18 protein-coding genes are annotated in these 19858 nt (G+C 70.1%); 5 read left to right on the forward strand and 13 right to left on the reverse strand.

Annotated elements, in window-relative coordinates; genetic code table 11:
- Positions 1 to 65: 65 nt before the first annotated feature.
- The 3 genes from gatB to gatC are packed head-to-tail and all read right to left on the reverse strand — an operon-like array spanning position 66 to position 3393.
- A complete protein-coding gene (gene gatB / locus Q1V88_RS05415; protein ID WP_300678982.1) occupies positions 66 to 1571 on the reverse strand; it encodes an Asp-tRNA(Asn)/Glu-tRNA(Gln) amidotransferase subunit GatB in 1506 nt (501 codons plus the stop codon).
- A 2-nt stretch (positions 1572 to 1573) separates the two neighbouring features.
- Positions 1574 to 3088, reverse strand: coding sequence for an Asp-tRNA(Asn)/Glu-tRNA(Gln) amidotransferase subunit GatA (gene gatA, locus Q1V88_RS05420; protein ID WP_300679215.1), 1515 nt, complete (start codon positions 3086 to 3088; stop codon positions 1574 to 1576).
- 5 nt (positions 3089 to 3093) lie between these two features.
- The gene (gene gatC, locus Q1V88_RS05425; protein ID WP_300678985.1) at positions 3094 to 3393 is read right to left on the reverse strand and encodes an Asp-tRNA(Asn)/Glu-tRNA(Gln) amidotransferase subunit GatC; all 300 of its coding nucleotides are present in this window, start codon (positions 3391 to 3393) and stop codon (positions 3094 to 3096) included.
- A gap of 92 nt (positions 3394 to 3485) precedes the next feature.
- On the opposite strand from gatC, the gene Q1V88_RS05430 reads away from it, so the two are divergent.
- Both Q1V88_RS05430 and Q1V88_RS05435 read left to right on the forward strand, forming a co-directional pair.
- Entirely contained in the window at positions 3486 to 5195 is a 1710-nt protein-coding gene (locus Q1V88_RS05430) for a hypothetical protein (RefSeq protein ID WP_300678988.1), read from the forward strand.
- A 59-nt stretch (positions 5196 to 5254) separates the two neighbouring features.
- Positions 5255 to 5773 carry a GNAT family N-acetyltransferase gene (locus tag Q1V88_RS05435; RefSeq protein ID WP_300678990.1) on the forward strand — a complete coding sequence of 173 codons (519 nt, stop codon included), beginning with the start codon at positions 5255 to 5257 and terminating at the stop codon, positions 5771 to 5773.
- A gap of 71 nt (positions 5774 to 5844) precedes the next feature.
- On the opposite strand, the gene Q1V88_RS05440 is transcribed toward Q1V88_RS05435, so the two are convergent.
- The 3 genes from Q1V88_RS05440 to ligA form a co-directional block, all read right to left on the reverse strand.
- Complete coding sequence (locus Q1V88_RS05440; RefSeq protein WP_300678993.1) at positions 5845 to 6789, reverse strand: hypothetical protein; 945 nt, start codon at positions 6787 to 6789, stop codon at positions 5845 to 5847.
- Between the two features lie 126 nt (positions 6790 to 6915).
- Positions 6916 to 7296, reverse strand: coding sequence for a DUF1801 domain-containing protein (locus Q1V88_RS05445; RefSeq protein WP_300678996.1), 381 nt, complete (start codon positions 7294 to 7296; stop codon positions 6916 to 6918).
- Position 7297: 1 nt separating this feature from the next.
- Positions 7298 to 9520 (reverse strand): NAD-dependent DNA ligase LigA, encoded by a 2223-nt coding sequence (gene ligA / locus Q1V88_RS05450; RefSeq protein ID WP_300678998.1) that lies wholly within the window; start codon positions 9518 to 9520, stop codon positions 7298 to 7300.
- Positions 9521 to 9736: 216 nt separating this feature from the next.
- Here ligA and Q1V88_RS05455 point away from each other — a divergent pair, with 216 nt between their 5' ends.
- Positions 9737 to 10363 (forward strand): TetR/AcrR family transcriptional regulator, encoded by a 627-nt coding sequence (locus tag Q1V88_RS05455; protein ID WP_300679001.1) that lies wholly within the window; start codon positions 9737 to 9739, stop codon positions 10361 to 10363.
- A 3-nt stretch (positions 10364 to 10366) separates the two neighbouring features.
- Complete coding sequence (locus Q1V88_RS05460; protein WP_300679004.1) at positions 10367 to 12007, forward strand: MFS transporter; 1641 nt, start codon at positions 10367 to 10369, stop codon at positions 12005 to 12007.
- 25 nt (positions 12008 to 12032) lie between these two features.
- Here the strand turns inward: Q1V88_RS05460 and Q1V88_RS05465 are convergent, their stop codons facing one another.
- From Q1V88_RS05465 to Q1V88_RS05475, 3 genes are read right to left on the reverse strand one after another with little or no spacing between them, the layout of a single operon-like run.
- Entirely contained in the window at positions 12033 to 13031 is a 999-nt protein-coding gene (locus Q1V88_RS05465) for a methionine synthase (protein WP_300679006.1), read from the reverse strand.
- A complete protein-coding gene (gene mnmA / locus Q1V88_RS05470) occupies positions 13028 to 14140 on the reverse strand; it encodes a tRNA 2-thiouridine(34) synthase MnmA (protein WP_300679009.1) in 1113 nt (370 codons plus the stop codon). The genes Q1V88_RS05465 and mnmA overlap by 4 nt, the downstream gene beginning before the upstream one ends.
- Positions 14137 to 15336 carry a cysteine desulfurase family protein gene (locus Q1V88_RS05475; RefSeq protein ID WP_300679012.1) on the reverse strand — a complete coding sequence of 400 codons (1200 nt, stop codon included), beginning with the start codon at positions 15334 to 15336 and terminating at the stop codon, positions 14137 to 14139. Before Q1V88_RS05475 ends, mnmA begins: the two co-directional genes overlap by 4 nt.
- A 242-nt stretch (positions 15337 to 15578) precedes the next feature.
- Here Q1V88_RS05475 and ppk2 point away from each other — a divergent pair, with 242 nt between their 5' ends.
- Entirely contained in the window at positions 15579 to 16469 is an 891-nt protein-coding gene (ppk2, locus tag Q1V88_RS05480) for a polyphosphate kinase 2 (protein WP_300679218.1), read from the forward strand.
- A gap of 9 nt (positions 16470 to 16478) precedes the next feature.
- Here ppk2 and proB read toward each other — a convergent pair whose 3' ends face one another.
- The 4 genes from proB to rplU all read right to left on the reverse strand — a co-directional run bounded on the left by proB (position 16479) and on the right by rplU (position 19823).
- Positions 16479 to 17585 (reverse strand): glutamate 5-kinase, encoded by a 1107-nt coding sequence (proB, locus tag Q1V88_RS05485; RefSeq protein ID WP_300679013.1) that lies wholly within the window; start codon positions 17583 to 17585, stop codon positions 16479 to 16481.
- On the reverse strand, positions 17585 to 19144 hold the full coding sequence (gene obgE / locus Q1V88_RS05490; protein WP_300679015.1) for a GTPase ObgE: 1560 nt from the start codon (positions 19142 to 19144) through the stop codon (positions 17585 to 17587). The genes proB and obgE overlap by 1 nt, the downstream gene beginning before the upstream one ends.
- 83 nt (positions 19145 to 19227) lie before the next feature.
- The gene (gene rpmA, locus Q1V88_RS05495; protein ID WP_300679018.1) at positions 19228 to 19482 is read right to left on the reverse strand and encodes a 50S ribosomal protein L27; all 255 of its coding nucleotides are present in this window, start codon (positions 19480 to 19482) and stop codon (positions 19228 to 19230) included.
- Between the two features lie 38 nt (positions 19483 to 19520).
- Positions 19521 to 19823, reverse strand: coding sequence for a 50S ribosomal protein L21 (gene rplU, locus Q1V88_RS05500; RefSeq protein WP_300679020.1), 303 nt, complete (start codon positions 19821 to 19823; stop codon positions 19521 to 19523).
- Positions 19824 to 19858: the final 35 nt, after the last annotated feature.

Below are 19858 nucleotides of genomic sequence, written 5' to 3' on the forward strand. Positions count from 1 at the left end.
TCCATCGGCTGGGACGGCGTGGGTTCGCCCCTCACCAACCTGTTGGGCGAATTCAGCAGCTTGTTCTAGGTGCAGGCCGCGAGCACCAGCTCGCGTACCCGCGCGGCGTCGGCCTGGCCCTTGGTCGCCTTCATCACGGCGCCGACAATCGCGCCCGCCGCCTGTACCTTGCCGCCGCGAATCTTTTCGGCCACATCGGGATTGGCCGCCAGCGCTTCGTCGACCGCGGCCTGGATCAGCGAGTCGTCACGCACGACCGCCAGTCCGCGCGCGGTCATCACCTGGTCGGGCTCGCCCTCACCGGCCAGCACGCCCTCGACGACCTGGCGGGCCAGCTTGGTGGTCAGCGTGCCGTCATCCACCAGCGCCACGACGGCGGCGACTTGGGCTGGGCTGATTGGCAATTGGTCGAGTTCGAGTCCGGCCTCGTTGGCCTTTTGCACCAAGAAGTTGCCCCACCAAGCCCGCGCTTGTTCGCTGGAGGCGCCGTGCTCGACGGTCGCGGTGACCAATTCGACGGCACCTGCGTTGACAAGGTCGCGCATCACCTCGTCGGAGATGCCCCAGTCCTGTTGAATCCGCTTGCGGCGCAACCACGGTAGTTCGGGGATGGTTTCGCGCAGCCTCTCGACGAGCTCACCGCTGGGCGAGTCCGGCTCCAAGTCGGGTTCGGGAAAGTAGCGGTAGTCCTCCGCGGTTTCCTTGGTGCGGCCCGGGCTGGTGTAGCCGTCTTCATGAAAGTGCCGGGTCTCCTGGATGACTCGGTCGCCCGACTCCAGAACAGCAGCCTGGCGCCGCATCTCGTAGCGGACGGCGACCTCGACGCTCTTCAGCGAATTTACGTTTTTGGTCTCGGTGCGGGTGCCGAATTCGGCGGCGCCCCTGGGCTTCAGCGAGACATTGGCGTCGCAGCGCATCGAGCCCTGATCCATCCGGACGTCCGAAACGTCAAGCGCACGCAGCAGGTCGCGCAGCGCGGTTACGTAGGCGCGGGCGATTTCCGGTGCCCGCTCGGCGGTGTCCTCGATCGGCTTGGTGACGATCTCGATCAGCGGCACACCGGCCCGGTTGTAATCGGCCAGCGAGGTGGTCGCGCCGGCGATCCGGCCGGTGTCACTGCCCAGGTGGGTCAGCTTGCCGGTGTCCTCTTCCATGTGAGCGCGCTCGATCTCCACGCGGAACGTCTCGCCGTCGACCTCCACGTCGAGGTAGCCGTCGAAGCAGATCGGCTCGTCGTACTGGGAGGTCTGGAAGTTCTTCGGCATGTCCGGGTAGAAGTAGTTCTTCCGGGCGAAGCGGCACCACTCGGCGATCTCGCAGTTGAGCGCGAGCCCGATCCGGATCGCCGACTCGACCGCCTTGGCGTTGACCACCGGCATCGCGCCGGGCAAGCCGAGGCAGGTCGGGCAGACCTGCGTGTTCGGCTCGCCGCCGAACGTCGTGGGGCAGCCGCAGAACATCTTGGTGTTGGTGTTCAGCTCGACGTGGACCTCCAGGCCCATCGCCGGGTCGAACTTCGCGATCACCTCGTCGAAGTCGATCAGCTCAGTCGTGGCGTTCTGCGTCGACATGGTCACTTGCCTTCCTTCGATGCGTACGCCGCCGGGGCGATCTGTCCACCCCACTGGTCGGTCAGCGCCTTCTCCAAAGCGGCACCGACGCGGTAGAGCCGAGCGTCCTCGAGCACCGGGGCGAGGAACTGGATGCCGGTCGGCAGGCCGTCCTCGCTGCTGAGCCCCGAGGGGATGGAGATGCCGGGCACACCGGCCAGGTTCGCCGGGATGGTGGCGAGGTCCTGGAGGTAGTTGGCCAGCGGGTCGTCGGACTTCTCGCCGATCGCCCACGCCGTGGTCGGCGCGGTCGGGCTGACCAGCACGTCGACGGACTCGAAGGCCTTGCGGAAGTCCTCGATGATCAGGGTGCGGATCTTCTGCGCCTGGCCGTAGTAGGCGTCGTAGTAGCCCGAGGAGAGCGCGTAGGTCCCGATCAGGATGCGGCGCTTGACCTCGGCACCGAAGCCCGCGTCACGCGAGACCCGCATGACGTCATCGGCCGACGGCGAGCCGGCGGGCGTGACGCGCAGGCCGTAGCGCATGGCGTCGAACTTGGCGAGGTTCGAGGAGCACTCGGCCGGCAGGATCAGGTAGTAGGCCGCCATCGCATGCACGAAGCTCGGCAGGCTGACCTCGGTGATCTCGGCGCCCAGACCCTTGAGGATCTCGATCGACTCGTGGAACCGCTCCACGACCGGCGCGCTCCACGCGTCACCCTGGAGCTCCTTGACCACACCGATCTTCACGCCGGTGAGGTCACCGGCGGCACCGCTGCGCGCCGCCTCGACCAGGCCCTCGACGGTGCCGGGCACCGAGGTGGAGTCCTTCGGGTCGTGGCCGCCGATGAGCTCGTGCAGCAGCGCCGAGTCCAGCACCGACCGGGTCACCGGGCCGAGCTGGTCGAGCGAGTTGGCCAGCGCGATCACGCCGTAGCGCGAGATCGAGCCGTACGTCGGCTTGACCCCGACGGTGCCGGTCATCGCACCCGGCTGGCGGATCGAGCCGCCGGTGTCGGAGCCGATCGCCAGCGGAGCCTGGAAGGCCGCCACCGCGGCGGCCGAGCCACCGCCGGAGCCACCGGGGATCCGGGTGAGGTCCCACGGGTTCTTGACCGGGCCGTAGGCGGAGTTCTCGTTGGAGGAGCCCATCGCGAACTCGTCCATGTTGGTCTTGCCGAGGATGGGCAGACCCGCCGCCTTGATCTTGGCGGTCACGGTGCCGTCGTACGGCGGGATCCAGCCCTCGAGGATCTTCGAGCCGGCCGTGGTCGGCAGACCCTCGGTCGCCAGCACGTCCTTGATCGCGATCGGCACGCCGTCGAGCGGGTGCAGCGGGGTACCCGCCGCGCGGCGCTCGTCGGAGGCCTTCGCCTGGGCGAGGGCGCCCTCGGCGTCGACGTGGAGGTAGGAGTTGATCTCGCCATTGGTGGCGGCGATCTGGTCGAGGTAGGCCTGGACCAGCTCGACGGAGGTGACGGTCCCGGCCGCGAGCGCATCTGCCTGCTCGGCGGCGGTCGTGTAGATCCAGTTGCTCACGTTGCTCACTGCTCGTCTCCCAGGATCCGCGGCACGGAGAACTTCTGGTCCTCCGACTCCGGGGCGGCGGCGAGCGCCTGCTCCGGGGTGAGGCCCGGCACCACGACGTCGTCGCGGAACACGTTGGTCATCGGGATCGGGTGCGAGGTCGGGACGACGTCGTCACCGGCGACACCCTGGATCGACGCCACAGACTCAAGAATCACGTTGAGCTGGGGTGCCAGGTGGTCGAGCTCGGCATCGGACAGGTCGATCCGGGCGAGGTCGGCCAGATGGCGCACCTCGTCACGGGACAGTTCAGGCATACCCCCAGTCTAGGTGCGGCTGCGCTGCCCCGGGCATCCGGTTGGCCCGCCGTCGGCTAGCGTTGCCGCGCGCTCCTCCCGGAAGGTTCACCATGGCTCTCACCACACCCCCCATCGTTGAATCTGTCGTAATCGACGGCGTCACCTGCTTCTGGGTGGACTCGGACCGCCCCTCGCTGACAGCGGTCCTCCGGTTCGGCTTCGGCTACGCCCACGAACCTTTCAACGAGGCCGGCTGGCAGCATCTGATCGAACATCTCTGCCTGCACGGCCGGGACCAAGGCATCCTGGATATCAACGGTCTGGTCGACCCGTATGTCACCGAGTTCATCGCTCACGGTCGCCCTGCAGAGGTCGTCGAACACTTTCATCAGGTGATCGCCTGGCTCAACCGCCCGGACTTCGGCGACCTCGACGTTGAACGCCGGGTCCTGCGCGCCGAGTCCGGAGGTATGGGCGGCGGGCCGGTCGCTCGGGCGGCGTTGACCCGGTGGGGCCCGGTCGGGACCGGACTCCGTGCCTTCGACGAACCCGGCCTGGCCACCGCGACCCCCGAAGGTCTGCAGGCTCGGATAGCCGACGTCTTCACGACAGCCAACGCGGTGATGTTCTTCGACGGCCCAGTCCCCGACGGACTCCGCCTCGGCCTGCCTTCCGGTGTCCGGACCGCGACACCTACCTTCACCCCGGTCGAGACCTTTCCCGCGCAGTACGTCGACCCGGTCCTCGTCCTCTCCGGCGAGGTGTCCACCCGGCCAGGTGGGATGCTCGCGCTGGAGTACCTGGAACGGGGCCTCACCCAACTGCTGCGCCACGACACCGGGGCGACCTACGAAGTGCACAGTGATCCCGCCGACCTCCTTCCCGACCGCCTGGTCCTCACGCTCGGGGCCGACCTCGCTGACGGCACGGCGACGAACATCGTCCAGGCCACGATCGCGTGGCTGGACGCGCAGTTGACGGCGCCAGTGGATCAGGCGGCGGTCGACGTGCTGCGCGAAAAGCGCCGACGGGCGATCCTTGAGGAGACGAACACCATCTGGCTTGCCGGTGCCGCTGCCCGGGACCATCTCGATGGCATCACGCCCGAGACGCGCGAGGAGATGATCGCCCGCCTCGACAGCGTCACCGCAGCCGACGTCCGAGACCGATTGCAGGAGTTCCGAGCCACTCTCCTGATCGGGGCTCCGGAGACAGCCGGACGGGCCGACACGATCGATCTCCTCGAGGCAGGGATGGTCGAGGTCGAACCCCCAGGAACCCGGTGGTGGACACATGCCAATGCTCCGCTCGACACCACACGACTCGGCCTCGCGGCCGGGGCGGTCGTGACCGACCTCGGCCACCAGATCAGGGTGTGGCCGGTCGAGTCCCTCCACGCCGTGCTGATCCATCGAGGCGTGCACGGCGGTCGCGAGCAGGAACAGTGGCGCTTCATCGACCGGGCCGGGTACGGATTCAGTTTCAGCGTCGGCGCCTACCCCGCGGAAGAGGTTCGCGACTTCCTCACACGTCAGCTGCCCGCCTCCGCCTTTGTCCCCACCGAGGACCCGATCGATGACTTCGAGCCGGTCGGGTGGTTCGGTCGCCTGATCGGCGGTTGGAGCCAATGGGCAGGACGCCTCACCGGCAGCGTGTTCTGGACGTTGATGATCCTGCTCGCGGCCGCCGCGCTCGCCCTCGGCGCCTGGATGTCAGACGGTCTGGGTATCGCCCGCGGCGTCGGGTGGACTCTGCAAGTCGGGACCGGGGTCTTCATCGTCGCCAGCCGCGCTCTACGAGCGTCGTACCGCAACGGATAACGGCGCCAGGGGCGCGAAAACCACTTGCCCGCCAACCACCGATCCCAGATCGTGACGTGGTGACCCGACTGGTGCCGCCCGACCCCGACCGCTGCGCTGAGTGGATCGCCCTGGTCGCCGACAACGACGACTCCGAACCGCCCGGGAGCGGCCTGTGGCAGGTGCCGCAGGGCGCGACACCGGAGGGGTTCGCCGCACACCTGTCCTGGTCCACCCTGTACGCCGACACGGACCGCCCCGTTCCCCGCGGTGTCCACTACGACCAGTTCTGGATCACCGACGACGCCGACCTGCTGGTCGGGTTCGTCCAGGTCCGGCACGCGCTCAACGACCGACTGCGCGTGCGCGGCGGACACATCGGCTACTCGGTGCGCCGCTCCCGCCAGGGCGAGGGGCACGCCACCCGGGCACTCGGGCTGGCGCTGGTGCACGCCCGGGGTCTCGGACTCGACCGGGTGCTGATCACCTGCGACGACACCAACGCCGGCTCGATCCGGGTGATCGAGGCCAATGGTGGCGTGCTCGCCGACGTGACCGACGGGGTCCGCCGCTCCTGGGTGCCCACTCCCCCGGGCTGATCGACCACGCACTGTGATCGGTGTAGTGCCACCGTCACCTGGTGACAGTGGCACTACACCGATCAGGCACGTCAGCTGCGCCAGGCGTCGAGGCCGCACGCCGGACCGCAGCGCGTCGGCACCCCGGCCCACCCCCGCGCTGCGAGCGCCCGACCCAGCAGCCCTGCGGTGGCGCATGGCGTGGTCATCACCTGGGCCCAGCGCAGCCGGAGCACCGACCGGCCGGCGGCGATGTCGGCCAGGTCTCGTGCGGCGTCGCGGTTGCCGGCCTGCCACGAGTCGTGGTTGATCCGTCCGTCGAGCTCGACCACCAGGCCGTAGGCGCCGTACTCCAGATCGCGGCGCTCGCGCCCGTCGCGGCGCACCGCCTGACGCTGCGGGGTGGGGAGCCCGTGAGCACGCTCGACCCGGACCAGGAACCCGTGTTCGAGGACCGACTCGGTGCCGCAGGCGAGGTCGTCGAGCACGGCCAGGATCAGCGCCCGTCGGCGCAGCTTCGGCGCGCCCTCCACGACCTGGCGGACGGCGGCGGCGCTGACCTTGCCGCGGCCCACGGTGTCGGCGAGGATCGCCACCGCGTCGGTCTCGCTGCCGGCCTGGCGCAGCCGCAGCAGCACCGCAGGTGCCCAGCGCAGCCGCAACGGGATGGTGTCGCGCGCGACCAACTCGTCGAACCCCGCCCAGCGATGGACCACGATCCCGGGGCGCGAGGACAGCGAGCGGGTGCCGTCGATCACGATGTCGATCGGGGCATCCTCGCCGGTCCGTCCCGCGGCCGGGAGGTGGCACACCGCCGCCGGGGCGGCCCACAGCAGGGCCGCCCAGACCCGTTGCGCTCGGGTCAGCTCCCCGGTGTGGTCGACGTACACCCGTGGGTGGACGCGGGTCAGGTCCCGATGCCGCACTGCTCGACGTACGTCGCCGTCACTCCACCCGGCCGCCTGGAGCTGGGCCCAGCTGACCACGCCCTCCTGCTCACGGCGCTGCACCTGCAGCAACGCGCGGCGCTGTTGCACGCTCCGATCCATCCGACGATCGTGACGGTTCGCGAGGCAGTGCGCGAGGGCCTGCCGAACGGCTGTGGATAACTCATCGGTGTAGTGCCACCGTCACCAGGTGACGGTGGCACTACACCGATCGCACTACTTCTTCTGGTTGGCCTCGGCGCCGGCCCGGATCAGCGCAGCCAGCGCGTCGGCGTCGGGGAACTCGCCCTCGGCGATGTCGATCGCGCGGCGGGTGTTGCCCTCCAGGGAGGAGTTGAACAGACCCGCGGGGTCGGGCAGCGCCGCCCCCTTGTGGAAGGTCAGCTTCACCGCCTTCTTGTAGGTCTCCCCGGTGAAGATCAGGCCGTGGGACTCGAAGGTCGGGACACCACGCCACTTCCAGTCCTCGTGCAGGTCGGGGACCACGTCGTGCGCGATGGCGCGCACCCGCGCCAGCGTCTCGCCGCGCCAGTCACCGAGCTCGGCGATCCGCTCGTCGATCATCTCGCTCGCAGTCGAGCCCTCCGGTGCCGCCATCTCAGTCCTCCGTCTCCTCGGCCGCGGCGAATGCCTCCGGCCCCTCGTTCAGCAAGGTCACGAAACCCTCCTCGTCGAGGATGGTCAGACCCAACTCTTCCGCCTTGGCCGCCTTGGAGCCAGCATTGGCACCGATCACCACGAAGTCGGTCTTCTTCGACACCGACCCCGCGGCCTTGCCGCCGCGGCTGATGATCGCCTCCTTGGCACCGTCGCGGCTGAAGCCTTCGAGGCTGCCGGTGACGACGACGGTGAGGCCCTCCAACGTGAGCGGGACCGAGGCGTCGCGCTCGTCGGCCATCACCACTCCGGCGTCGCGCCACTGGTCGACGATGTCGACGTGCCACGGCTCGCGGAACCACTCGATCACGGCATCGGCGATCACGCCGCCGACGCCGTCGATCTCGGCCAGACGGGCTCGGGCAGCGGTGGCGGCGTCGGGGGCGTCGACGTTCTCGCCACCCTCGGCACCCTCGGCCGCCAGCGCCTCGTCGGCGGTCGCGACCAGGGCACGCAACGCCTCCATCGAGCCGAACTCGGTCGCGATCGCCCGCGAGGCGGTCGGCCCGACGTGGCGGATCGAGAGCGCGACCAGCACCCGCCACAGCGGCACGTCGAGCCGCTCGCGCAGGTTGGCCAGCAGCTTCTCGCCGTTGGCCGACAGCTGCGGACCCTCCTCGCCCTTCTTCGGCGCACGGGTGAAGAGCGGAGCCTTCATCAGGGCCTCGGCGTCGAGGGAGAAGATCTCACCCTCGTTGGCGATCACCCCGGCCTCCAGCAGCGCAACGGCGGCCTCGTAGCCCATCCCGTCGATGTCGAACGCCCCGCGCCCGGCGACGTGGTTGACCCGCTCGGTCACCTGCGCGCGGCAGAACTGGTGGTTGGGGCAGCGCATGTCACGGTCGCCCTCCTTCTGCTCCACCAGGGGCGTCCCACAGGCGGGACAGACGCTCGGCGCCACCCACTCCGGCAGCCCCTCGGGGCGCAGCGCGAGCACCGGCCCGAGGATCTCGGGGATGACGTCGCCGGCCTTGCGCAGGATCACGGTGTCACCCGGACGCACGTCCTTGCGGGCGACCTCGTAGAAGTTGTGCAGGGTCGCCATCTCCACGGTCGACCCGGCGACCTTGACCGGCTCCATCACGCCGTACGGCGTCACCCGACCCGTCCGACCGGTGTTGACCTCCACCGCCTTGAGCAGGGTGTGCACCTCCTCGGGCGGGTACTTGTAGGCGATCGCCCAACGCGGCGCCCGCGAGGTCGAGCCCAGTGCCCGCTGGTGCGCGATCGAGTCGACCTTGACCACGGCGCCGTCGATCTCGTGAACGAGCACCGTACGGTCGTGGCGGTGTTCGCCGAAGTACTCGATGAACTCGATCACGCCGGCGCGGTCGGGCACCACCCGGTAGGTCGAGGCAGTCGGCATCCCCCAGGCGGCCAGCGCCTGGTAGGCGTGGGACTGGGAGTCGGGCTCGAACCCCTCCCGGGCGCCGACGCCGTGGCAGACCATCGAGAGCCGCTGGAGCCGGGTGATCGCGGCGGCACGCTTGTCGGCGGTGATGGAGACACCGTCGAGCTTGAGCCGCAGCGAGCCGGCGGCGGTGTTGCGGGCGTTGGCGAACTCCTTGATGCCGGCCTCGCGCTGCTCGGCGATGAGCGCCTCGAACTCCGCGATCGGCATGTAGACCTCGCCCCGGATCTCGACCAGGGCGGGCACCGGGAACTGCTCGGTGCCGGTCAGCGTCTGCGGGATCGCGGCGATGTGGCGCACGTTCTCGGTGACGATCTCGCCGGTGGTGCCGTCGCCACGGGTGAGCGCCCGCTCCAGCACCCCGTCGCGGTAGAGCAGGTTAATCGCCAGGCCGTCGACCTTGACCTCGCAGAGCAGCTCGAGCTGGTCGCCGTCGTGGAAGTCGGCCGCGACCCGGGCGAACCAGGCGTCGATCTCCTCCAGGGAGAAGGCGTTGTCCAGCGACTCCATCCGCTGCAGGTGGTCGGCCGAGGTCAGCCCGGAGACGGCCTGCCCGCCGACGGTCTGGGTGGGCGACTCGGGGGTGACGAGCTCGGGGTGGGTCTCCTCCAGGGCGACGAGCTCCTGCCAGAGCAGGTCGTACGCCGCATCGGAGAGGGTAGGGGCGTCCTGGCCGTAGTACTGCGCACGGGCCTCCTCGATCTGGAGCGTCAGATCGTGGTGCCGGGCCCGAGGGTCGCGAGCTTCTGTCACGGTCCTATCTTGCCCTCCCCCGCCGACAGTTCTGCGAGCCCCCGTCATCACACCGCCGACACCGCGATCTCCCGCCGAACTCAACTGGTCTAGACCAGTTGAGAAAAACTGTCGGTGCGGAATGAAAGCATCTCGTAGCGTCTTGAGGATGGAACGAAACGGTTTCGTTCCATCCGATCCTCTGCTGTCCGGCGCCCTCCCGAAAGGAGTCCTGCGATGACTCTCCCTCTCCCCCGGCTGACCCGGCCACGGGTCGAGGGCGACCGTCAGCAGGAGATCCTGGACGCCGCCCGCGAGGTGCTCACCGAGGTCGGCTACGACCGCTTCACGATGGACGCCGTCTCCAAGCGGGCGAAGGTCTCCAAGGCCACGCTCTACCGGCACTGGGAGGGCAAGGTCGACCTGATCGTCGACGCCCTCGCCAGTCTCAAGGGAGACGTCGACGGTCCGGTGCCCGACTCGGGCACCCTCCGTGAGGACCTCCTCTCCGTGATGTGCGGTCACGGTGGCCTCGACGATCCGGGCGCTGCCGCCCAGTTCGCCGCGGTCCTGATCGCTCTGATGCGCGACCCCGAGTTCGCCGACGTCTTCCGCGAACGCTTCATCGCACCCAAGATCGCCCGATCCGAGATCGCCTGGACCCGAGCCGCCGCTCGCGGGGAGCTCCGCGACGGCCTCGACCTCGATCTCCTCACCCCGGCTCTGGCAGGGATCGTGCTGCACCGCACCTTCCTGCTCGGAGAACCGCCGAGCCGGGACTTCATCGCTCGGGTGGTCGATCAGATCATCCTTCCCGCCGCGCTCAAGCCAGAGATCCTGGCGAGCGCCGACTCCAAGGACTAGTCCATGTCTGCTCCAGCACAGCAAGCCTCGACACCCGAGAGCGGCCATCGCCATCTCGGGTGGGCGCTCGCCCTCATCTGCGTCGCCCAGCTGATGGTCGTCCTCGACGGCACCATCGCCAACATCGCGCTGCCCTACATCGGCAAGGACCTCGACATCTCCGAGGCCAACCTGACCTGGATCGTCACCGGCTACGCGCTCGCGTTCGGTGGCCTGCTGCTGCTCGGCGGTCGCCTCGGCGACCTCTACGGCCGCCGCCGGATCTTCATGACCGGTCTGATCGTCTTCTCGGTCGCCTCGCTGCTCGGTGGTCTGGCTCAGAACGAGCCGATGCTGCTCGGCGCCCGGGGCCTGCAGGGTGCCGGTGCCGCGATGGCCTCACCCGCCGCGCTCGCCCTGATCACCACCACCTTCCCCGCCGGTCCGCCGCGCAACCGCGCCTTCGGCGTCTACGCGATGATGTCCGGCGTCGGTGCGGCCGTCGGCCTGATCCTCGGCGGCTGGCTCACCGGCCTGAACAGCGTGGCCGGGATCGACATCCACGGCTGGCGTCTGACCTTCCTGATCAACGTCCCGATCGGTCTCCTCGCCGCCGCCTTCGCGCCGCGGGTCCTCGCCGAGTCCGACAAGCATCGCGGCTGGCTCGACATCCCCGGCGCCATCACCGCGACCCTGGGCCTGCTCGGCATCGTCTTCGGTCTCTCCCGCGCCGGTGAGGAGGCCTACGGCTGGGGCTCGGCCCAGACCATCCTCCCGCTGGTCGCCGGAGTCCTCCTGCTCGCCGTCTTCGTCGTGATCGAGACCCGGGTCGAGCACCCGCTGATGCCACTGCGCATCTTCGCCAACCGCACCCGAGCGGTCAGCTTCCTGGCCTTCATGATCGCTCCGGCCGCGATGTTCGCGATGTTCTACTTCCTCAGCCTCTTCATCCAGCAGATCGTCGGCTACTCCTCGCTCAAGGCGGGCTTCGCCTTCCTGCCGTTCAGCTTCGGCATGGTCTTCGGCGCGACGCTGTCCTCGAAGCTGATCTCGAAGTACGACCCGCGCTTCCTGGCCGGCACCGGCACCCTGATCGCCGCCGCGTCGCTCTTCATGTTCAGCCGGCTCAGCGTCGACGACTCCCCGGCCGCGGTGCTCAAGGCCCTGGCCGCCGGCCAGGCGCCCGGACACGACGTGAACTACTGGGTGCACATCTTCCCGTACGTCGTCACGATGGCGTTCGGCATGGGGCTCACCTTCGTCACCCTCACCCTGACCGCGGTCCACGCCGTCAGGCCCGAGGACTCCGGCGCGGGCTCGGGTGTGCTCAACACGATGCAGCAGGTCGGCGGTGCCCTCGGCCTGGCGATGCTCTCCACCGTCTCGCTGCACTTCATCCACAGCCGTGCCGCCGAGGTCGGACCGCAGCTGGCCCAGGGCCTCACCGGCGCCGGGCTCGACCCGAACGCGATCAACCCGGCCAGCGGCCAGACCAACCTCGCCGGGTCGACGTTCTACGCCAGCTTCACCGAGGGCGCGACGCACGCGTTCCTGGTCGGCTCGCTGCTGATGCTGGTCGCGTCGGCCCTGATCTGGGCACTGCTCTCGGTCAAGCACCAGGAGATCGCCGCCGACGGCGCTCCCGAAGGTGTCCACGCCGGCTGACTCCGACCCGCCGCACCCCGGTGCGTCAGTGCAACGATGCGGCGCTCGTCCTCACCAGGGCGAGCGCCGCTCGTGCGTCGGCGGTGCTCGCGGCGCCGGCCAGCCCGCAGGTCGGGGTGAGCACGATCTGCTCCCCCACCTCCTCGGGGTCGAAGCCCATCATGTCGAGCCAGCGCAGCACCGACTCGGTGACCTGGCGGTCCGAGGGCAGCGCACCGACCGTGGGCACCACGCCCAGGGCGAGCCCGACCCCGGCATCGACGGCGGCACCGAGCAGGTCGAGCTCGGCGGCCCCGGCCAGCGACAGGTCCAGGCTCAGCGTGCGGGCCCCGGCTCCGCGGACGAGGTCCCACGGCGTGCCGGGGGCACACGAGTGCACCCACGGCTCGGCACCCTCGTCGGCGATCGCGCCCAGCACCAGACCGAGCAGCTCCGAGGCCTCAGGCGGGTCGATCCGGCGGTGCTTGCCGAAGCCGCTGGCCGTCGGGATCTGGGCGGCCAGGACGCCGGGCAGCGCGGGCTCGTCGATCTGCAGGATCAGCCGGTCCACGCCCGGCAGGCGGCGACGCAGGTCCCGCAGATGGGTGCGGACGCCCTCGGCGAGCGCCTGGGCCAGCTCGCGCCGGGCGCCGTGGTCGGCGAGCAGCTTGTCCCCCCGCGGTCGCTCGACCGTCGCCGCGAGCGTCCAGGGTCCGGTCAGCTGGGCCTTGAAGGTGCCGACGTACCCCTGGCTGAGCTCCTCGAGGAGGTCGAGGTCCTGGGCCAGCAGCGAGGCCGCGCGGCGCTGATCGCGGCCCGGCGCCCCTTCGGTGCCGGTCAGGCGCCACCCGGCGGGCTGGAGGTCGGCGTCGAGCGGCAGGACCGCGAGGGTGCGTCCGATCATCGAGGCCCCAGCCCCACGCGCGGGCAGCTCGGGCAGGAACGGCAGCTCCTCCAGCTCACTCAGGACGAGCTTGAGGGTCTCGGCAAGGTCACCGCCGGGCATCGACCCGACCCCGGTCGCCGAGAAGGCGGCGGCGCTCATCCGGTGACGCGGCGGGTCGCGGAGATGGTGGCCGAGCCGACGACCCGGGTGCCGTCGTAGATCACCGCGGCCTGACCCGGAGCGATCCCGAAGGCGTGATCGAGCAGCGTGATCTCCACCCCGTCGGCCGAGGCCACCAGCACCGCGCGGTGCTCGTCGCCGTGAGCGCGCAGCTGGACGGTGCACTCCACCGGCACCCCGAACGGCGGCAGGGTGCCCGCCCACAGCGGCCTGATGCCGCTCAGCCCGTCGACGGCGAGGTGCTCGCGCGGACCGACGGTGACGGTGCCCGAGACCGGCTCGATGTCGAGCACGAAGCGCGGCTTGCCGTCGGCGGCCGGGACACCGAGATGGAGTCCGCGGCGCTGGCCGATGGTGAATGCCACCGTGCCCTCGTGGGTGCCCACGACCTCCCCGTCCTCGGACACGATCGTCCCCGAGGTGTTGGGCTGGCGCTCGCCGAGCTTCTCCTTGAGCCAGCCGGCGTTGTCGCCGTCGGCGACGAAGCAGATGTCGTGCGAGTCGGGCTTGTCGGCGACCAGCAGCCCGCGGCGGGCCGCCTCCTCACGGACCTGCGGCTTGGGGGTGTCCCCCAGCGGGAAGAGGGAGTGCGCCAGCTGCTCCTGGGTGAGCACACCGAGCACGTAGGACTGGTCCTTGGCGTCGTCGTTGGCCCGGTGCAGCTCCACCAGGCCGTCGGCGCCGACGCGGGTCAGGGCGTAGTGCCCGGTGGCCACCGCGTCGAAGCCGAGTGCGCGGGCCCGGTCCAGCACGGCGGCGAACTTGATCTTCTCGTTGCAGCGCAGGCACGGGTTGGGCGTGCGGCCGGCGGCGTACTCGGCCATGAAGTCCTCGACCACGTCCTCGTGGAACCGGTCGGACATGTCCCACACATAGAACGGGATCCCGATCATGTCGGCGGCGCGCCGGGCATCGTTGGAGTCCTCGATCGTGCAGCAGCCGCGCGCCCCCGAGCGGTACGACGTCGGGTTGCGCGACAGGGCCAGGTGGACGCCCGTCACGTCATGGCCGGCCTCGGCTGCCCGGGCGGCGGCCACGGCGGAATCGACCCCGCCCGACATCGCCGCGAGCACCCTGAGCCGGGTCATCGCATCGCCATCCGGGCGCGCTCCACACACGGCCCGAGGGCGCGCACCAGGGCGTCCACGTCGGCCTGGGTGGAGGTGTGGCCCAGCGAGAAGCGCAGCGAGGAACGGGCGAGCGCGTCGCTGCGCCCCATCGCGATCAGGACGTGGGAGGGCTGCGGCACGCCGGCCGAGCAGGCCGAGCCGGTCGAGCACTCGATGCCCTGGGCGTCGAGCAGCATCAGCAGGGCGTCGCCCTCGCAGCCGGGGAAGGAGAAGTGGGCGTTGCCGGGCAGGCGGTGCACCGGGTCGCCGTTGAGCACCGCGTCGGGGACCACGTCGCGCACCCCGGCGACCAGCCGGTCACGCAGGGCGCCAACCCGATCGGCGTACTCGCCCTGCTGCTTGACCGCGAGCTCGACGGCCGCAGCGAAGGCGGCGATGGCGGGCACGTCGATGGTGCCCGAACGGATGTCGCGCTCCTGCCCACCGCCGTGCACCAGGGCAGTGATCGCGAGGTCGCGACGGGCGACCAGGGCGCCGACCCCGAACGGGCCGCCGACCTTGTGGCCGGTCAGGGTGAGGGCGTCGACGCCGACGCCGGCGAAGTCGACCGGCACCGCGCCGACGGCCTGGACAGCGTCGGAGTGCACCGGGATCCCGTACGCCGAACACAGCTCGACCACCTCGGCGACGGGCTGCACGGTGCCGACCTCGTTGTTGGCCCACATCACGCTCACCACGGCGACCGAGGCCGGGTCGGCCTCGACCAGCTCGCGGAGGTGGTCCAGCCGGATCCGTCCGAGGTCGTCGACGTCGATCAGGGCGACCTCGAAGCCGGCCTCCTCACCGAGCCAGTGCAGCGGGTCCAGGACCGCGTGGTGCTCCACGGCCGAGGCCAGGATCCGCACCCGGGCCCGGTCGGCCTGGCGGCGCGACCAGGCGATCCCCTTGAGCGCGAGGTTGTCGGCCTCGGTGCCGCCGGAGGTGAAGACCACCTCGCCGGGACGCGAGCCCAGCACCGAGGCGATCGTCTCCCGCGACTCCTCCACCACCCGACGAGCGCGCCTACCCGAGCCGTGCAGCGAGGAGGCGTTGCCGACCTCGCGCAGGTGCGCCGTCATCGCGTCCAACGCCGCAGGCACCATCGGTGTGGTGGCGGCATGGTCGAGATAGACGACGCGCGGGGGCGTGTCGCGGTGATCGGTGGCGGGGGCCATAACGAATCCAGCCTACGGCGCACGCCGTTGATTCCCGACTTCACCGTCCGTTTACCGATCTGGCCTCGTGACTCGTGTCAGAAGTTTTGGGATGGTTGGCGTGCTCGGGGTGCGTGCCTCGCAAGGCGGAGGACCGAAGGCGGGCCGGAGGCCCGTCGAGTGTTCGACAACGCAGCCAGGTGCGTGCCCCGAGTGCGCGAACCGACCAACAACTTCTGACACGAGCCACTAGCGTGGGCACTGTGATCGACGACCTGCGCGCCTACATCGACAGCCTCCAGATCGACGGGCACACGATCGGCGAGGACCACGACGACGACCCGGTGCTGATCGACCCGTCGGGGCGCGCGGTGGACACCTGGCGGGAGAACTACCCCTATGGCGAGCGGCTGGAGCGTGACCTCTACGACCAGCAGAAGTACGCCCTCCAGGTCGAGCTGATCAAGTTCCAGAACCACCTCCAGCGCACCGGCGAACGTCACGTGATCCTGTTCGAGGGACGCGACGCCGCCGGCAAGGGCGGCACCATCAAGCGCTTCATGGAGCACCTCAACCCGCGCTACGCCCGCACCGTCGCCCTGGTGAAGCCGACCGAGCGCGAGCAGACCCAGTGGTACTTCCAGCGGTACGTCGCCCACCTGCCCGCCGCCGGGGAGCTCGTCCTGTTCGACCGCAGCTGGTACAACCGCGCCGGGGTGGAGCGGGTGATGGGCTTCTGCTCCGACGAGGAGTACGAGACCTTCATGACCCAGGCACCGAAGCTGGAGAAGATGCTGGTCGAGTCCGGCATCCACGTCACCAAGTTCTGGTTCTCCGTCACCCAGTCCGAGCAGCGCACCCGCTTCATCATCCGCCAGATCGACCCGGTCCGGCAGTGGAAGCTCTCCCCGATGGACCTGGAGTCCCTGGACCGCTGGGACGCCTACACCGCGGCCAAGGAGGAGATGTTCCGGCGCACCGACACCCGGACCGCCCCCTGGATCACGATCAAGTCCAACGACAAGAAGCGGGCTCGCCTCAACGCGATGCGCTACCTGCTCTCCCAGGTCGACTACGAGGGCAAGGACGATGCCGTGGTCGGCGTACCCGACCCGCTGATCGTGATCCGCGGCCGCGACGCCGTCGGCGACTAGCGCCCGGCCCTAGCGCGGCGCCAGCACCACCAGGTCGTCGCGGTGGATCACCTCGTGGGCGTGATCGGGGTCGAGCTGGTCGGTCGACTTGCCGAGGATCTCCTCGAACTCGTCGGCGTCGAAGGCCACCAGGCCCCGTGCCACCAGGGCCCCGTCGGGACCGAGCACGTCGACCGGGTCACCGGCATGGAACCCGCCGCTGGCACCGGTCACCCCGGCCGCCAGCAGCGAGGCACCCCGCTCGACCAGGGCACGCACGGCCCCGGCGTCGACGGTGACGGCACCCGACGGCTCGGTGGCATGCGCCAGCCACAGCTGCCGTACGCCGACCCGCTTGCCGAGCGCATGGAAGAGCGTGCCCGTGTCGGAGCCCGCAAGTGCCTCGGCGGCCTGCTCGGCCGAGGTCAGCACCACCGGGATGCCCGCCTCGACGGCGATCCGGGCGGCGTCGATCTTGGTCACCATGCCACCGGTGCCCACCCCGGCAGCACCGACGCTGCCGATCGTGACCCCGGCGAGGTCGTCGGCCGAGCGGACCTCGGCGATCCGGGTCGCGCCGGGCAGCGACGGCGGGGCGTCGTAGAGCCCGTCGACGTCACTGAACAGCACCAGCAGGTCGGCCCGGACCAGGTGCGCCACCAGGGCCGCCAGCCGGTCGTTGTCGCCGAAGCGGATCTCAGAGGTGGCGACGGTGTCGTTCTCGTTGACGACCGGCAGCACCCCCAGCTCGAGCAGCTTGGCGAAGGTCTGCCGCGCGTTGCGGTAGTGGCTGCGCCGGGTGACGTCCTCGACGGTGAGCAGGACCTGGCTCGCGGTCAGCCCGTGGCGGGCGAACTCCTCGGTGTAGCGGTGCACCAGCAGCCCCTGGCCCACACTGGCCGCGGCCTGCTGGGAGGCCAGGTCGTGGGGCCGGCGGCGGAAGCCGAGCGGGGCCAGGCCCGCCGCGATCGCGCCGGAGGAGACCAGCACCACCTCGGCCCCCCGAGCGCGCACGGCGGCCAGGGCGTCGACGAGACGACGTACCCGGTCAGGATCGATGCCACCGGCCGCGGTCGTCAGCGAGGACGATCCGACCTTGACCACGATCCGGCGCGCCCGGGTGACCTGGTCGCGCATTACTTCTCCCCGGGGTCGTTCTCCGAGAGGTCGAAGAACTCCGCGTCGGGGTCCTCCTCGGAGCCGATCTCGTAGCCGTAGGTGCCGTCGACGTAGTTGTTCTTGTCCAGCCGGCGGGCGACGTCGGCGCGGGTCTCGTTCTCGCCGCGGTCCTCCATCGCCTCCTGGATGTCGCGACGCCGCTGGGCGGCGGGACGGTCCTCGGTGAAGCGCTGGTCCTCACCACGACGGCCGAGCATCTCGGCACCGGCCTGGATCGAGGGCTTGAAGTCGAAGACCACCGCGTTCTTGCCGGGGTCGCCGATGATGACGCCGTCACCCTCCTGGGCACCGAGCTTGAGCAGCTGGTCCTCGATCCCGATCCGGTTGAGCCGGTCGGCCAGGAAGCCCACGGCCTCCTCGTTGCTGAAGTCGGTCTGGCGCACCCAGCGCTCGGGCTTCTCACCGCGCACCAGCCAGCCGTCGGCGGTGGAGGTGATCTCGAACTCGGCGGCGCCCTTGACCCCGGTGGGGCGCAGCACGATCCGCTTGGCCTCCACGACGGGGGTCTCGGTCCGCGAGGCGGCGACGATCTCGGCCATCGCGAAGATGAGCTCCTTGGTGCCCTCGCCGCTGGCTGCCGAGATCGGGAAGACCCGGTAGCCCTTGGCCTGGAGGTCGTCGATCGTCATGTCGGCGATGTCGCGGCCGTCGGGGACGTCGATCTTGTTGAGCGCGACCAGGCGCGGACGGTCCTCGAGACCGCCGTACCGGGCGAGCTCGTGCTCGATCACGTCGAGGTCGTCGACCGGGTTGCGGCCGGGCTCGATGGTGGCGGCGTCCAGGACGTGCACCAGGGCGGCGCAGCGCTCGATGTGGCGCAGGAACTCGTGGCCCAGGCCACGGCCGTCGCTGGCACCCTCGATCAGGCCGGGCACGTCGGCCACGGTGATGGTGGTGTCACCGGCGCGTACGACGCCCAGGTTCGGCACCAGGGTGGTGAACGGGTAGTTAGCGATCTTGGGCCGGGCGCGGCTGATCGAGGCGATCAGACTCGACTTGCCGGCGCTGGGGAACCCGACCAGGCCGATGTCGGCGACGACCTTGAGCTCCAGGCCGATCTCGCGCTCCTCGCCGGGCTCGCCGAGCAGGGCGAAGCCGGGGGCCTTGCGCTTGGAGCTGGCCAGGGCGGCGTTGCCCAGTCCCCCGCGACCACCCTCGGCCACGACCAGCTCGGTGCCGGCGCCGACCATGTCGGCCAGCACCTCACCGCGCTCGTCGGTCACGACGGTGCCGTCGGGGACGGACAGGATCATGTCGGCGCCGTGGGCGCCGTTGCGGAAGTCGCCCGCGCCCTGGCCGCCGTTGGGCGCCTGGCGCTTGCGGGAGTGGTGGTAGTCGATCAGGGTGGTCACGTCGGGGTCGACGCGCAGGATGATCGAGCCGCCGGGGCCGCCGTTGCCGCCGTCGGGGCCACCCAGCGGCTTGAACTTCTCGCGATGCACGGAGGCGACGCCGTGGCCGCCCCGACCTGCCGCGACGTGGAGACGAACGCGGTCGACGAAGGTGGGTACAGCCATGATGTTTCTCCTCAGAAAAGACCTGAAGGGCGTTCCAGACCTGGAACGCCCTTCAGAAGAAGTCTCGATCGACTAGAGCGTGATCACTCAGCCGGAACGATGTTGACAACGCGACGACCACGACGCGTGCCGAACTCGACCGCACCGGCGGTCAGAGCGAACAGGGTGTCGTCGCCACCACGACCGACGTTGGCGCCGGGGTGGAAGTGCGTGCCACGCTGGCGAACGATGATCTCACCGGCGTTGACGGCCTGGCCGCCGTAACGCTTGACGCCGAGACGCTGGGAGTTCGAGTCGCGGCCGTTCTTGGTGGACGCCGCGCCCTTCTTGTGTGCCATCTGTTCAGTCCTTCAGTGTGTAAGGGTCCGTCAACGCCTCAGGCGCTGATCGCGGTGACCTTGACCTGGGTGTAGTGCTGGCGGTGACCCTGGCGCTTCTTGTACCCGGTCTTGTTCTTGTACTTCTGGATGACGACCTTCGGGCCCTTCCAGGGACCGACGACCTCGGCGGTGACGCCCGCCTTGTCCAGGCCCGTGGCGGTGACCTTGTCACCGTCCACGAGGAGGACGACCGGGAGGGTCACGGACTCGCCAACGGCGGCCCCCACCTTGTCGATGGAGATGACGTCGCCGACGGCAACCTTCTGCTGCTTGCTGCCAGCCTTCACGATCGCGTACACCGCGGTCTCCTTTTGTCCTGCTTGGTCTAAGTCTG

This window comes from Nocardioides sp., from assembly GCF_030150155.1.
Classification (GTDB): Bacteria; Actinomycetota; Actinomycetes; order Propionibacteriales; family Nocardioidaceae; genus Nocardioides.

What these genes read in the sequence shown, in the direction of transcription:
- gatB (WP_300678982.1), bottom strand. Translation starts at nt 1,571, where the DNA reads ATGTCGACGCAGAACGCCACGACTGAGCTGATCGACTTCGACGAGGTG.
- gatC (WP_300678985.1), bottom strand. Translation starts at nt 3,393, where the DNA reads ATGCCTGAACTGTCCCGTGACGAGGTGCGCCATCTGGCCGACCTCGCC.
- Q1V88_RS05430 (WP_300678988.1), top strand. Translation starts at nt 3,486, where the DNA reads ATGGCTCTCACCACACCCCCCATCGTTGAATCTGTCGTAATCGACGGC.
- Q1V88_RS05445 (WP_300678996.1), bottom strand. Translation starts at nt 7,296, where the DNA reads ATGGCGGCACCGGAGGGCTCGACTGCGAGCGAGATGATCGACGAGCGG.
- Q1V88_RS05455 (WP_300679001.1), top strand. Translation starts at nt 9,737, where the DNA reads ATGACTCTCCCTCTCCCCCGGCTGACCCGGCCACGGGTCGAGGGCGAC.
- Q1V88_RS05460 (WP_300679004.1), top strand. Translation starts at nt 10,367, where the DNA reads ATGTCTGCTCCAGCACAGCAAGCCTCGACACCCGAGAGCGGCCATCGC.
- Q1V88_RS05465 (WP_300679006.1), bottom strand. Translation starts at nt 13,031, where the DNA reads ATGAGCGCCGCCGCCTTCTCGGCGACCGGGGTCGGGTCGATGCCCGGC.
- mnmA (WP_300679009.1), bottom strand. Translation starts at nt 14,140, where the DNA reads ATGACCCGGCTCAGGGTGCTCGCGGCGATGTCGGGCGGGGTCGATTCC.
- Q1V88_RS05475 (WP_300679012.1), bottom strand. Translation starts at nt 15,336, where the DNA reads ATGGCCCCCGCCACCGATCACCGCGACACGCCCCCGCGCGTCGTCTAT.
- proB (WP_300679013.1), bottom strand. Translation starts at nt 17,585, where the DNA reads ATGCGCGACCAGGTCACCCGGGCGCGCCGGATCGTGGTCAAGGTCGGA.
- obgE (WP_300679015.1), bottom strand. Translation starts at nt 19,144, where the DNA reads ATGGCTGTACCCACCTTCGTCGACCGCGTTCGTCTCCACGTCGCGGCA.
- rpmA (WP_300679018.1), bottom strand. Translation starts at nt 19,482, where the DNA reads ATGGCACACAAGAAGGGCGCGGCGTCCACCAAGAACGGCCGCGACTCG.